Below are 13,774 nucleotides of genomic sequence, written 5' to 3'. Positions count from 1 at the left end.
GCCCGGGTGAGCCGCTTCGGCTTCGCGCGGGCCCCGATTCACGTACGGCTCCCCGTGCATCCGCGGTAGCCGTACGCACACTGTCCGCCACCTGTCATCAGGTGGCCAACGATTCAGTGGCGCTACGCGCGTAGCGTCCGCCGGGCGCGGTACCTTTTCACGCTCCCACCGCCTCCGTCCCCTCGCCTCCGCCCTCCGCTCCTGCCAAGGAGAGTGCGTCATCAACGCGTCCAGCAGTCCTCATGCCGTGGAGCTCCGCGGCATCACCAAGCGGTTCCCCGGAGTCGTGGCCAACCACGACATCGACATCACCGTGCGCCGCGGCACCGTCCACGCTCTCGTCGGCGAGAACGGCGCCGGCAAGTCCACTCTGATGAAGATCCTGTACGGCATGCAGAAGCCGGACGAGGGCACCATCGCGGTGGACGGCGAGCAGGTCTCGTTCCACAACCCCGGCGACGCCATCGACCGCGGTATCGGCATGGTGCACCAGCACTTCATGCTCGCCGACTACCTCACGGTCCTGGAGAACGTCGTCCTCGGCTCCGAGAAGCTGTACGGGATCGGCGACCGGGCCCGCGCCAAGATCAAGGAGATCTCCGACGCCTACGGTCTCGGTGTCCGCCCGGACGCCATGGTCGAGGACCTCGGGGTCGCCGACCGGCAGCGCGTGGAGATCCTCAAGGTCCTCTACCGCGGCGCCCGCACCCTGATCCTCGACGAGCCCACCGCCGTCCTCGTACCGCAGGAGGTCGACGCGCTCTTCGACAACCTGCGCGAGCTCAAGGCCGAGGGCCTGACCGTCATCTTCATCTCGCACAAGCTGGGCGAGGTCCTGTCGGTCGCCGACGAGATCACCGTCATCCGGCGCGGTACGACGGTGGGCACCGCCGACCCGAAGCGCACCACGACCAAGCAGCTCGCCGAGCTGATGGTCGGCAGCGAACTCCCGTCGCCGGAGACCCGCGAGTCGACCGTCACCGACATCCCGATGCTGACCGTCGAGGGGCTGCGGCTGACCGCCACCGACCCGGACGGCGTGGTGCGTTCGGTGCTCGACGGCATCGACTTCACCATCCACAAGGGCGAGGTCCTCGGCATCGCGGGCGTCGAGGGCAACGGCCAGTCCGAACTGGTCGACGCGATCATGGGCATGCGCCACCTCGACACCGGCGTACTCACCCTGGACGGCGTCGACATCTCCCGCACGCCGACCCGCAAGCGCCGCGAGGACGGCATGGCCGTCATCCCCGAGGACCGCCACCGGCACGGACTGCTGCTGGAGGCCCCGCTCTGGGAGAACCGCATCCTCGGCCACGTCACCGAACGCCCCAACAGCAAGGGCGTGTTCCTCGACCTGAAGGGTGCCCGCGCCGACACCGAGCGGATCGTGCGCGAGTACGACGTCCGCACCCCCGGTATCGAGGTCACCGCTGCCTCCCTCTCCGGCGGCAATCAGCAGAAGCTGATCGTCGGCCGCGAGATGAGCCACGACCCGAAGCTCCTGATCGCCGCGCACCCCACCCGGGGCGTGGACGTCGGAGCCCAGGCGCAGATCTGGGACCAGATCCGCGAGGCACGCCGCGAAGGACTGGCGGTGCTGCTGATCTCCGCCGACCTGGACGAGCTGATCGGGCTCTCCGACACCCTGCGTGTCATGTACCGCGGCCGGCTGGTGGCGGACGCCGACCCGGCGACCATCACCCCGGAGGAGCTCGGCTCCGCGATGACGGGCGCGGCCACCGGCCACCTCGAAGCGCCGGACGAGACACCTGCGCCGGACGACTCCGGTGCCGAAAGCACCGACACCGACCCCCGGAACGGGGGAGAGGACCGATGAAGAAGATCGACAAGGAGCGGCTGCTCCTGGGGATCGCGGCCCCCGTACTCGCGATCGTGGTCGCCTTCCTGGTGACCGCACTCGTGCTGGCCGCCACCGGCAAGGAGCCGTTCAGCGCCTTCGGCATCATGTTCGACTACGGGATGAAGTCGGACAGCCAGGTCTACATCCTCAACAAGGCGACGACGTACTACCTCGCGGGTCTCGCGGTGGCCGTCGGCTTCCGGATGAACCTCTTCAACATCGGCGTCGACGGCCAGTACCGCCTCGCCGCCTTCTTCGCCGCCGCGGTCGGCGGTGCGCTGACCCTGCCCGGCGCCCTGCAGATCCCGCTGATCATCCTCACCGCGATGATCGTCGGCGCGATGTGGGCCGGTATCGCCGGCGTCCTCAAGGTCACCCGCGGCGTCAGCGAGGTCGTTTCGACGATCATGCTGAACGCCATCGCGACGGCCATCATCGGCTATCTGCTCCAGCAGGGCCGCCTCGGCCACCTCGACGAGGCCGGCACGAAGATCTCCACCAAGCCGCTCCCGGAGTCCTCGCACTTCTTCGAGTTCCCGACCACCCCGGCGCCCGTCTGGGGCTTCATCGTGGTCGCGGTCGTCGCGGGCATCGCCTACTGGTTCGCGCTCTCGCGCACCCGGTTCGGCTTCGACCTGCGCACCGTCGGCCAGTCCGGCTCCGCGGCCGAGGCCAGCGGTGTCGACGTGAAGAAGATGGTCGTCACCTCGATGCTGATCTCCGGTGCCGTGGCCGGTCTGGTCGGTATGCCGACCCTCCTCAACGACAGCTTCGAGTACAGCGGCGACTTCCCGGTCGGCATCGGCTTCACCGGTATCGCCATCGCCCTCCTCGGCCGCAACCACCCCATCGGCATCGCGCTCGGCGCACTGCTCTGGGGCTTCCTCGAGCGCGGCACCGGCAAGCTCGAATTCGAGGGGTACGACAAGGAGATCGTCGGCGTGATCCAGGGCGTCATCGTCCTGTGCGTCGTCATCGCCTACGAAGTCGTCCGCCGCTACGGACTCAAGCGCCAGCAGAGCAAGGTCGGCGCGGAACTCGCCGCACAGGCCGCCCGTAACTCCGACCAGCAGGAGGTGTCGGCGTGACCGTCACGGCGACTTCCACCCCGCCCCCCGCGGCCCCCAAGGTCTCCGGCGGCAAGGGCGGCCGCACCCGCCTCTCCTTCCCCGTCGTACTGCTGATCGTCGCGGGCGTGCTGCTCGCGCTGTCCGCCGTACGCGTCATCACCGGCGCCGAGGACATCACATCGGCGGGACAGATCAGCGCGGCGCTCGCGATGGCCGTGCCGATCGGGCTCGCCGGTCTCGGCGGCCTCTGGGCCGAGCGGGCCGGTGTGGTCAACATCGGGCTCGAAGGCATGATGATCCTGGGCACGTTCTTCGGCGCCTGGGCCGGCTGGCAGACCGACCCGTGGCTCGGCGTACTGGCCGGGATCATCGGCGGCATGCTCGGCGGGCTGCTGCACGCCGTCGCGACCGTCACCTTCGGCGTCGACCACATCATCTCCGGTATCGCCATCAACATCCTGGCGCTCGGTTTCACCACCTACTTCGCCAAGCTCTGGTTCAACTCGGGCGAGGCGGCGGCCAAGGGCGGCAGCCCGAAGCAGTCCCCGCCGGCGGACGACATCACCTCGGTGACGATCCCGGGCCTCTCCGACTGGCTGCACTCCATCGAGCAGCACCATTGGTTCTTCGTCTCCGACCTGGCCGGTGTCATCGGCGGCCTGGTCACCCATGTGTCGCTGCTGACGATCCTGGCCGTGGTCCTCTTCGTCCTCACGTTCTTCGTGCTGTGGAAGACCTCGTTCGGGCTGCGGCTGCGCTCCTGCGGCGAGAACCCGGTCGCCGCCGAATCGCTCGGTGTGAACGTCTACCGCTACAAGTACATCGCGGTGATCGTCTCCGGCGGCATGGCCGGCCTCGGCGGCGCCTTCCTCTCGCTCGTCACCTCGCACATCTACAACGAGGGCCAGACCGGCGGCCGCGGATACATCGGTCTCGCCGCGATGATCTTCGGTAACTGGCGGCCCGGCGGACTCGCGATGGGCGCCGGCCTGTTCGGCTTCGCCGACGCGCTCCAGCTGCGCAACGGCGGCGAGTCCGTCCACGCGCTGCTCCTGCTGCTCGTGGTCGCGCTGGCCGGGCTCGCGGCCTGGAAGCTCTACCGCAAGAGCTTCGTCCAGGGCGTGGTCAGCGGGGTCATCGCCGCCGCGGTGCTGGTCTGGTACCTCGCCACGGACACGGTGCCCACCGAGTTCGTGAGCGCCACCCCGTACATCGTCACGCTGCTCGTCCTCTCGCTCTCCGCCCAGCGGCTGCGGATGCCGAAGGCGGACGGCATGCGCTACCGGAAGGGCCAGGGCAAGTGACGGCCGCCGCGGAGGTCGACTGGGCGGCGCTGCGGAGCGCCGCACGGTCCGTCATGACACGTGCGTACGTTCCCTACTCGCACTATCCGGTCGGCGCCGCGGCCCGCGTCGACGACGGCCGTACGGTGTCCGGCTGCAACGTCGAGAACGCCTCGTACGGCATCGGGCTGTGCGCCGAGTGCGGCCTGGTCTCCCAGCTCCATGCCACCGGTGGTGGGCGGCTGACCCACTTCACCTGTGTGGACGGGGCGGGCGAGATCCTGGTGCCGTGCGGCAGGTGCAGGCAGCTGCTGTACGAGTTCGGCGGGCCGGAGCTGATCCTGGAGACGCCGGACGGCTTGCGCACGCTCGACGAGATGCTGCCGCAGGCGTTCGGACCGGACCATCTGAAGTAGGGACCAGCCGAAGCAGAGCCCATCTGCAGAGCACCACCGTGGCCCTCCTGCCCGTCGGGAGGGCCACCCCCATTTCCACCCTCTATGCGCGTAGAGTCATTCAGGACTCTTGCGTACGTACACCGGCCGGAAGGACTCCCAGGACATGGACGCCATCTCCGTCATCCGCACCAAGCGCGACCGGGGCGAGCTGACCCCCGAACAGATCGACTGGGTCATCGATGCCTACACCCGCGGCGAGGTCGCCGACGAGCAGATGTCCGCGCTGGCCATGGCGATCCTGCTGAACGGTATGAACCGTACGGAGATCGCCCGCTGGACCGCCGCCATGATCGCCTCCGGTGAGCGGATGAACTTCGACTCGCTCTCCCGCCCCACCACCGACAAGCACTCCACCGGCGGCGTCGGCGACAAGATCACCCTGCCGCTCGCCCCGCTGGTCGCCGCCTGCGGCGCCGCCGTGCCCCAGCTCAGCGGCCGCGGTCTCGGCCACACCGGCGGCACCCTCGACAAGCTGGAGTCCATCCCCGGCTGGCGCGCCCACCTCTCGAACGCCGAGATGCTCGACGTCCTGGACACCACGGGCGCCGTGATCTGCGCCGCCGGTGACGGGCTCGCCCCCGCCGACAAGAAGCTGTACGCGCTCCGCGATGTCACCGGCACCGTCGAGGCCATCCCGCTGATCGCCAGCTCGATCATGTCCAAGAAGATCGCCGAGGGCACCGGCGCGCTGGTCCTGGACGTCAAGGTCGGCTCGGGCGCCTTCATGAAGACCATCGAGGACGCCCGCGAGCTGGCCTCCACCATGGTCGCGCTGGGCACCGACAGCGGAGTCCGGACGGTCGCGCTGCTCACCGACATGGCCACCCCGCTCGGCCTGACCGCGGGCAACGCCCTGGAGGTGCGCGAGTCGGTCGAGGTGCTGGCCGGCGGCGGCCCGAAGGACGTCATCGACCTCACCCTGGCCCTCGCCCGCGAGATGCTGGACGCGGCCGGGCTCAAGGACGCCGACCCGGAGAAGGCCCTCGCCGACGGCTCCGCGATGGACGTCTGGCGCCGGATGATCTCCGCCCAGGGCGGCGACCCGGACGCCACGCTTCCGGTCGCCCGCGAGCAGCGCGTCGTGACGGCCCCGTCCACCGGCGTACTGACCCGCCTGGACGCGTACGACATCGGCGTCGCCGCCTGGCGCCTCGGCGCGGGCCGGGCCCGCAAGGAGGACCCGGTGCAGGCGGGCGCGGGCATCGAACTGCACGCCAAGCCCGGTGACACGGTCACGGCCGGACAGCCGCTGCTGACGCTGCACACCGACACGCCCGAGAAGTTCGACTACGCGCTGAAGGCCCTGCCCTCCTCGTACGACATCGCCCCGGAGGGCACGGAGTTCACATCGACGCCGGTTGTGCGCGAGCGCATCGCATAGCCGCACAGTCACGTATTCGTACGCACGCGAACGGCCCGCCGGGGCGGAGGAATCCGTCCGGCGGGCCGCTCTCATGCGATCGGTGGGTCTACCTGCTCACTTACTTGCCGAAGTAGGCGTTGTAGATCGACACCGACGACGTGTTGCCCTGCTTGTCCGTGACATTGGCCCTGTAGGAGATGGACTTGCCCTTGGCCGGGTTCTTCACGGAGAGCTTGCCCGACTTGACCGTGGTCTTCTTCCAGGTCTTGCCGGTGTCGTAACTGACGTACACCGTCAGCGACTTGAGGTTCTTCCCAGCGGCCGCGCCCTGTACCGTCACGGGCACGGAAGCGGTCCGGCCGGCCGTGACCCTGCTGTCCGCGGTGACGTTCGGCGTGAACCGCACCGTGGAGACCGGCAGCATGGCCGGGCCCGAGGTCCGCTTGGAGTGGAAGGTCCAGCTCGCGTCGATCCGGGTGGAGACCGGGGACAGTGCGGAGCTGCGCCGCATCGAGGTCGTCAGCCGGTAGTCGGCGGCGGCGGCCGGAACGGCGAAGGGGGCCAGGCCCGTCAGCGGGTCCTCGTTCTGGGCGAGCTTCTTGCCGTTGCGGTACAGGACCGTCGTGGCCGAACTGTATTCGGAACCACCGAGGTTGCCCTGTCCGTCGGCCACCAGCGGCAGCATGCCGACGATGTTTTTGCCGTCGCGGAGGATGCCGTACTCGGAGTTGACCGCGGGGCCGAACACCGCGGTGTTGACCTTCTTCGTGTAGGACTTGCCCGCCTTGAAGCCCTGCGGGGCGCCGAGGGAGTAACTCGCCTCGGTCACCGGGTAGCCGTCCTCGTCGACTCCGCCGTCCTGGGCGAAGTCGAAGCTCCACTTCACCTTGTCGGCGGTGGAGACGTACGCGGTGACGTTGCCGGGGATCTTGTGGAGGGACCAGGCCCCCCAGCCGCCGTCCGAGCCGGGCAGCGAGCCCGTGGTGGAGACTTCACCGGTCTTGCCCTTGGCGGGCGAGCCGAGGGAGAGGCCGACCTTGGCCAGTTGGCCGGTGGTGTACTTCCGCTCGAAACCGGTGGCAGCCCGGGTCACCGGACCGCCGGCCGCGATGTCGTACCGGGTCGAGGTTTCCTTGCTCCAGCTGCCGATCCAGTGCTGAGAGAGCGAACCGTCGGTCACCGCCGGGCCGAAGTGCGCGGTGCGGAAGTTCTTGTACGTGTCGAGGACCCAGCCGTAGGTGAAGCCGGTGTCTTCGGTCGTGAACTGGAGGTCGGATGCGGCCAGCAGGGACTTCGCCCCGGCGGCGGGCACGGTGATGTTCACCGGCTTCGCCTTGCGCGCGTCGAGCGTCACGGTGAGGTTCTTGGTGACGTCCAGCTTCGGCTGGGCCAGCCAGTCGGTGCCCTTGGAGTAGTCCTCGGGGTCGACGGTGACGCCCGTGTTCAGTACGTATCCGCCCCTGGGGACCCGGACCTTGGCCGTGCCGTCGGTGCTCGTCGGGGAGAGCCACTGGCCGAGCGCGGTTCCCGAGAGGCCGTAGAGGTCGGTCTCGGCGAACTCGGCGGGCTTGCCGTCACGTCCGATGGTCTTGACCGTGAGGTCGTAGGACTCGATCTCGCGCTCGACCGCGGCCGCGGTGCGGACGGTCTGGCCGCCGCCGGTCCCGACGACGTACGCGGAGTAGGAGCCGTCGGCCGTGCCGCCGAGCTTGGTGTTCACGGTCAGCGGTACGTCGGCGGTGCCGCCCGCGGGGACGGTCACCTTGTCGGCGCCGAGGGTGAAGAAGCCGGCCGGGGCGGGCTTGCCCTTCGGGCCGGTGGCCGTGACCGCGAGGTCGAGGGTGACGTCCGCGGTACCGAGGTTGCGGTACGTCAGCTTCTTGCTGACCGGGACGTCATCGGTGTGCGGCCACTGCTGCACACCGAAGCTCACCGAGACCGGGTCGGCGACGACGTTCTGGGCGATCGCCCGGTCGACGGCGATCCGGCCCGAGCCCTGCTCGAACGGCGTGTACGCGCCCGGCTTCGTCGAGGCCGTGAGCGCGCCCTTGAGTTCGGCGTACTTCCACTCCGGGTGCTGCTGCTTGAGGAGCGCCGCGGCGCCCGCGACGTGCGGGGTCGCCATCGACGTACCGGAGATCGACAGATAGCCCGGCGGGTTCTGCCCGACCTCCTGGTCGATGGCGGAGCCGGGCGCGGCCGCCGCCGTGATGTCCACGCCGGGGGCGGTGACATCGGGCTTGATCGCGCCGTCGCCGATGCGCGGGCCCCGGCTGGAGAAGTCGGCCAGCTTGTCGTTGTCGTCGACCGCGCCGACGGTCAGTGCGGCGTCCGCGCTGCCCGGGGAGCCGACCGTGCCGGCGCCGTCGCCCTCGTTGCCCGCCGCGATGGCGAACAGGACGCCCTTGTCGGCCGACAGCTTGTTCACCGCCGCTTCGAGCGGATCGATCTCGGGGGTGTCGCCGCCGCCGAGGCTCAGGTTGATGACGTCGGCGCCCTGCGCGACCGCCCACTCCATGCCGGCCAGGACGCCGGAGTCGTCACCGAAGCCGTTGTCGTCGAGCACCTTGCCCTCGAGCAGCTTGGCGTCCGGGGCGACGCCCTTGAACTTCCCGCCCGACTTGGCGCCCGTACCGGCCGCGATCGAGGACACATGCGTGCCGTGCCCGACGCGGTCCTTGGTGTCGGGCGACGCGGTGAAGTTCTTCGTGTCGAGGATCTGGCCCTGGAGGTCGGGGTGGGTGGCGTCCACACCGGTGTCCAGGACGGCGATCTTGACACCCTTACCGGTGTAACCGGCCTTCCAGGCGGCCGGTGTGCCGATCTGCGGCACACTCTTGTCGAGGCTCGCCTTGCGTACGCCGTCCAGCCAGACCCGGTCGATGCCGGCGGCCGTGGTGCGCTGGGCGCCCTTCGAGGGCTTGCTGGTGAGCGCCTGCCAGATGTCCTGGGCGTCACGCTCCGGCGTGGTCACCGACTCGGCGTTCAGCGACTTCAGGGTCCGGTCGACCCGGGTGGCACCCGCGTCGCGGACCTCCGCCTTCGCTGCCGCCGCCCGGGCGCCGCGGTAGGCGACGATCAGCTTCAGGCCCGCCTTCCGGGCCCTGCGGTTCTCCGCACGGTTCAGCTCGGTGACGTCGAACAGCCGGCGGTCCAGCTTTCCGGAGCTGATCAGCCGGTGCGCGTCAGCGGGGACGAGCAGGGTGTGCCCGTCACGTATCTGCCGCTGCACGGGTATGTGTTCGCGCCCCTTGGCGGGCCGGAAGCTCACGACCCGGCCCTTGGCGTCCACCGAGACCCGGTCGCCGGTGATGAGCGTCAGCTGGTGCTGGGCCACGGGCCCGGCGCCCGTCGGCCGGGTGGCGTCGGGCTGTGCCATCGCCGGGGTGGTCATCCCGGCTGCGAGTGCCACGGCTGCCGCCGTGGCGATGGTCGATACACACGCGTTTCTCACGTGTTTGCGCAACTCTCCCCCTGGAGAATCAGGCGGCCCCCTGGGGGCCACTGGTCAGTCGGCACCGAATGGGACGCCGGTGCCGACCGGTTCACACACCTAGAGGGAGGATTGATCGAAAAGGTTCACAGGGACCGTACAGATAAACGGAGTTGACGGAAGTTGATCGGTCGCAGCCCGCACCGGCCGGGCGGCCGGTGGACGGGCGCGAGGCGGGTGGGAGCAGCTACTGGACGGGTACGGGGCGTGCGCCGGGCCGGGGCGACGGGAAAGTACGGAAGCGGGGAGCGATGAGTTTCGGCCGCCGGACCGGTCTGCCGGATGTGGAATCCATGACCCCGATCGTTCTCGCCGTCACCGGCCGCGTCACGCGGGCCGCGGTGCCGGGACTCTGTGCGGAGCTGGAGTCGCTGCTGTACGACCCCGAGGGCGCCGTCCGCGACCCGCGAACCGGGGTGGACTGCGACGTGGGCGGGGTCGCACAGCCGGATCTGGCCCTGGTCGAGGCGATAGCGCGGCTGGGGCTGATCACGCGCCGGGCGGGCGGCAGAAGGCTGCGGCTGCGCAATGTGCCACCCGAACTGCAGAGCCTGATCGACCTGGTGGGGCTGGCCGATGTGGTGGATGTGGGGTGCGGGACCGGGGGCAGCGGAGCCTGAGAGGACCGCGATTCGGCCCGCACCCCGCGAGCATCCCGCGCCACCCCTCAGTTGTCCCCGTCGCCCCGTTCGGCCCGCGCGCAGACTATTGCCGAGCGGTGGTCCCCGGCGTCGTCCGGGACTGCCGCTGCCGAGGGGAGCGGCGCCGGTGTGCCGTTCTCGCAGGCCTTGTCGTACCAGTGCTCCGGCTGCGGCCCCGGTCCGCCGCCGGAGGCGGGATTCGGAGTCCAAGTGGTCCCGGGCGTGGGCCCGTCGGTGGCGACGGGCTCACCCAGCCACTGGGTCAGCCCCCAGCCGCCGGCCGCGAGCACCACCCAGCCCGCCACCAGCCCGTTCCGTACGACGCGCTTCACGCCGCGTCGGCGTCGAGATGATCCGGCAGGCCGAACAGCGGGAACCAGCGGGGTGTGTCCAGGAAGCAGTGCATCCCCGTGATGGAGCCCTTTGAGGTGTCGATGACCTGCACCGCCCACGGCACGAACCCCGGCCCGTCCGGATTCGGTTTGTATTGCGCGAACGCCGGGGTGCCGTTCGCCGTCGTCGCCACCAGCCGTGATCCTTCGCAGCTCGCGCCGATGGTGCGCATGAAGCCGGTGATGTCGTCGTGCCCCTGGAGCCAGAGGTCGAACGGCGGCATGGTCATCACGGCGTCCTCATGGAGCAGCGCGGTCAGCGCCGTCATGTCGTACCCCTCGAAGGCCGCGACGTACCGATCGAGGAGCTTGCGCTGCTCCTCGTCGAGCGGATCGGCGGTGTCGGCGGTCAGACCCTTGTGTTCCGCGAGGGTCGCGCGCGCCCGCTGGAGGGCGCTGTTGACCGAGGCGACCGAGGTTTCGAGCAGCTCGGCGACCTCGTTCGCCTTCCAGGCCAGCACCTCGCGCAGGATCAGTACGGCCCGCTGCTTGGGCGGCAGATGCTGCAACGCGGCGACGAACGCGAGTCGCACCGACTCCCGCGCCACCGCGGCCTCGGCCGGGTCGGCCACCGACGGCAGGATCCGCCCGTCCGGCATCGGCTCCAGCCAGGTGTTCTCCGGCAGCGGGTTGAGCGCTGCCCGGGCGAGCGGCGTCGGGCCCGTCAGATCGACGGGACGGGCCCGCTTGCTGCCCGCGTTCAGCATGTCCAGACAGACGTTGGTGGCGATGCGGTACAACCAGGACCGCAGCGAGGAACGACCCTCGAACTTCTCGAAGTTGCGCCAGGCACGCACCAGCGTGTCCTGTACCGCGTCCTCCGCCTCGAAGGCCGAGCCGAGCATCCGGTAGCAGTAACCGGTCAGCTCGACCCGGTGTCCCTCCAGTCGGCTGTCGATGTCCGCCGACGCTGTCAGATCACTCATCGCTCCACCCCTGTTGCGCTGTGACGCCACTCACTTCAGCACTTCGGAAGCTACAGGAGGGCACTGACAACGGAGGCGGGAAGTGCCGAAGCGGCACACCTTCCGGTCACGTTCCGGGCTTGCGCCCGTACACGTATACGTCGTCGCCGTTCTTCAGCAGATTCCAGTATGCCTTCGCGTCGGCGTCCCGCATGTTGACGCAACCGTGCGACCCCGGCGGGTTCCACATCTTCAGGCCCACCGAGTGGAACGCCTGCCCGCCGTCGAAGAACTGGGCGTACGGCATCGACACGTGGTAGATCGACGAAACGTGGTTGATGTGCCGCATATAGATCTTCTTGGACCCGGTGCGGGTCTCGTACTTGTCCCGCCCGGTCCGTACCGGCACGGGACCGAACTTCAGCTTGCTGCCGTCCTGGATCCAGCTCAGCTGCCGGGTCAGGTCCACACACGCGATGCGCCCCTTGTCGGTGGGGCACTTCTTGTCCTTGTTCGGGTTCTTGCCGGCCGCTTTCTGGGCCGTGAGCGTCTTCATCGTGCGCCAGGTGACCGGCCCCGCGTAACCGATGTCCGGGGTGACCCCGTAGGTGCGCTGGAACGACTGGATCGCCCTGCAGTCGGCGGCCGACTGCTTGCCGTCGACCGGCCGGTTCAGATACTTCTCGACCTGCTTCTGGTAGGGCCCGGTGGACGTCGTGCAGGACGCCGCCTGCGCGGATCCGCCGGTGCCCAGGACGAGGGCGGGCGCCGCCGTCAGACCGGCGACGGACAGCGCGAGTGCGCGCCGCGTCCGGACCCCCCGTATGCTCCCTGCGACTCTCATGTGTGCCAACTCTCCTTCGCGCGCCGTGAGGTGCTTCCGCCTGCTAGACGCGCGTCGGGGAGTGGATGGTTGTGCGTCGTATGTCTCAGTTCGGTACGGACGCCCGTCTCAGTTCGATATGGACGCCACCGGCACGAGCCGGCGCCGCTCGGCGCGTGCGGCCCGCGTGCCGTACAGCGTGATCGAGACGACGCCGAGGACCGCGAGCAGCCCCAGCGATACGGTCCCGGCCCAGCCTCCGGCGTGGAAGGCGACCGCGCCGAGCGTGCCGCCCGCGCTGGAGCCCAGGTAGTACGCGGACTGGTAGAGCGCCGACGCCTGGGCACGGCCCTTCGTCGCCGTACGGCTCACGGACGAGGAGGCGACCGCGTGCCCGGCGAAGAAGCCCGCCGTGATCAGGACCAGGCCGAGGAGTACGGCGGCCAGCCGGTCGGCGAGCGAGAGCAGCAGACCGGCAGCCGTGGTGGAGACGGCCAGGTACAGCGCGCCCCGTCGGCCGAGCCGGGCGACCAGCCTGCCGGCCGCGGCGGAGGAGACCGTACCGACGAGATAGACCAGGAAGATCGAGCCGACGACCCCCTGCGGGAGGTTGAACGGCTCCTCCACCAGGCGGTAGCCGATCACCGTGTAGACCGCGCCGAACACCGTCATGAACAGCGCGCCGATCGCGTACAGCCGACGCAGCAGCGGATCGGCGAGGTGCCCGCCCACGGTCTTCGCGAGTGCCTTCGGGTTCAGCGAACCGGGGGTGAAGTGCCGGGCCCGGGGGATCATGAAGTGGAAGACGACCGCGCAGGCCGCGGCCAGCAGCCCGACCGCGCCGAGCGCCGCCCGCCAGCCCCACAGCTGGGCGACCCAGCCGGTGAGGATACGGCCGCTCATCCCGCCGATGCTGTTGCCCGCCACGAACAGTCCGATCGCGGCGACCAGCGCCTTCGGCCGTACCTCCTCCGCCAGATATGCCATCGCGGATGCGGGCAGTCCGGCCAGCGCCGCGCCCTGGACTGCGCGCAGCGCGATCAGCCAGCCCAGTGAGGGCGCGAACGGCACGAGCAGCCCGACCAGTACGGCGACCGTCAGCGAAGCGGTCATCATCTGCCGCCGTCCGAACCGCTCGGAGAGCGCGCTCATCGGCAGCACACACAGCGCCAGCGCGCCCGTCGCGGCGGAGACCGTCCAGCTGGCCTGTCCGGCCGTGGCGCCGAAGGAGGCGGAGACGGCGGGCAGCAGGGCCTGGGTGGAGTAGAGGAGAGCGAAGGTCGCGACACCGGCGGCGAAGAGCGCGAAGCTCATCCGGTGGTAGCCGGGGCGGCCGGGTTCGAGACGGTCCGGCGTGGCGGGGTCGGCGGTGGCGACAGCGGCGGCGACGGGGGACGGCTGGGGCGAGGCGGCCACGGTGAGGGTGGACGCCCCGGTACTGGCGGGAGGCATGGTTCAAAAGTAGGATGCCAGGTTTCATGC

The 13,774-nt window shown here is 69.9% G+C and carries 11 protein-coding genes; 6 read left to right on the top strand and 5 right to left on the bottom strand.

The annotated features are described in order from the left end of the window. Positions 1-247: 247 nt before the first annotated feature. The 5 genes from OG953_RS16640 (at position 248) to OG953_RS16620 (ending at position 6,056) form a co-directional block, all read left to right on the top strand. A complete protein-coding gene (locus tag OG953_RS16640) occupies positions 248-1,840 on the top strand; it encodes an ABC transporter ATP-binding protein (RefSeq protein WP_383074774.1) in 1,593 nt (530 codons plus the stop codon). Further along, entirely contained in the window at positions 1,837-2,952 is a 1,116-nt protein-coding gene (locus OG953_RS16635; protein ID WP_405685084.1) for an ABC transporter permease, read from the top strand. Before OG953_RS16640 ends, OG953_RS16635 begins: the two co-directional genes overlap by 4 nt. Continuing rightward, the gene (locus OG953_RS16630) at positions 2,949-4,238 is read left to right on the top strand and encodes an ABC transporter permease (RefSeq protein ID WP_405685082.1); all 1,290 of its coding nucleotides are present in this window, start codon (positions 2,949-2,951) and stop codon (positions 4,236-4,238) included. The genes OG953_RS16635 and OG953_RS16630 overlap by 4 nt, the downstream gene beginning before the upstream one ends. Beyond that, positions 4,235-4,633, top strand: coding sequence for a cytidine deaminase (locus OG953_RS16625; RefSeq protein ID WP_114246244.1), 399 nt, complete (start codon positions 4,235-4,237; stop codon positions 4,631-4,633). The genes OG953_RS16630 and OG953_RS16625 overlap by 4 nt, the downstream gene beginning before the upstream one ends. 145 nt (positions 4,634-4,778) lie before the next feature. Continuing rightward, the gene (locus tag OG953_RS16620; protein ID WP_405685081.1) at positions 4,779-6,056 is read left to right on the top strand and encodes a thymidine phosphorylase; all 1,278 of its coding nucleotides are present in this window, start codon (positions 4,779-4,781) and stop codon (positions 6,054-6,056) included. Positions 6,057-6,156: 100 nt separating this feature from the next. On the opposite strand, the gene OG953_RS16615 is transcribed toward OG953_RS16620, so the two are convergent. Continuing rightward, the gene (locus OG953_RS16615) at positions 6,157-9,432 is read right to left on the bottom strand and encodes a S8 family peptidase (RefSeq protein WP_405691867.1); all 3,276 of its coding nucleotides are present in this window, start codon (positions 9,430-9,432) and stop codon (positions 6,157-6,159) included. 392 nt (positions 9,433-9,824) lie between these two features. On the opposite strand from OG953_RS16615, the gene OG953_RS16610 reads away from it, so the two are divergent. Continuing rightward, complete coding sequence (locus OG953_RS16610) at positions 9,825-10,151, top strand: STAS domain-containing protein (protein WP_405685079.1); 327 nt, start codon at positions 9,825-9,827, stop codon at positions 10,149-10,151. Positions 10,152-10,198: 47 nt separating this feature from the next. On the opposite strand, the gene OG953_RS16605 is transcribed toward OG953_RS16610, so the two are convergent. The 4 genes from OG953_RS16605 to OG953_RS16590 all read right to left on the bottom strand — a co-directional run bounded on the left by OG953_RS16605 (position 10,199) and on the right by OG953_RS16590 (position 13,744). Then, positions 10,199-10,504, bottom strand: a complete 306-nt coding sequence (locus tag OG953_RS16605) for a hypothetical protein (RefSeq protein ID WP_405685078.1) — start codon at positions 10,502-10,504, stop codon at positions 10,199-10,201. Then, the gene (locus OG953_RS16600) at positions 10,501-11,490 is read right to left on the bottom strand and encodes a sigma-70 family RNA polymerase sigma factor (RefSeq protein WP_405685076.1); all 990 of its coding nucleotides are present in this window, start codon (positions 11,488-11,490) and stop codon (positions 10,501-10,503) included. The genes OG953_RS16605 and OG953_RS16600 overlap by 4 nt, the downstream gene beginning before the upstream one ends. 106 nt (positions 11,491-11,596) lie before the next feature. Further along, positions 11,597-12,313: a L,D-transpeptidase family protein gene (locus OG953_RS16595; RefSeq protein WP_405685074.1), complete on the bottom strand. Its 717-nt coding sequence runs from the start codon at positions 12,311-12,313 to the stop codon at positions 11,597-11,599. Positions 12,314-12,421: 108 nt separating this feature from the next. Next, complete coding sequence (locus tag OG953_RS16590; protein WP_405685072.1) at positions 12,422-13,744, bottom strand: MFS transporter; 1,323 nt, start codon at positions 13,742-13,744, stop codon at positions 12,422-12,424. Positions 13,745-13,774 lie beyond the last annotated feature (30 nt).

The sequence above is a fragment of the Streptomyces sp. NBC_00057 genome, from assembly GCF_045041165.1.
GTDB lineage: Bacteria > Actinomycetota > Actinomycetes > Streptomycetales > Streptomycetaceae > Streptomyces.
Note: the sequence above shows the minus strand (reverse complement) of the source record. Positions and strands in the feature narration are given on the sequence as shown.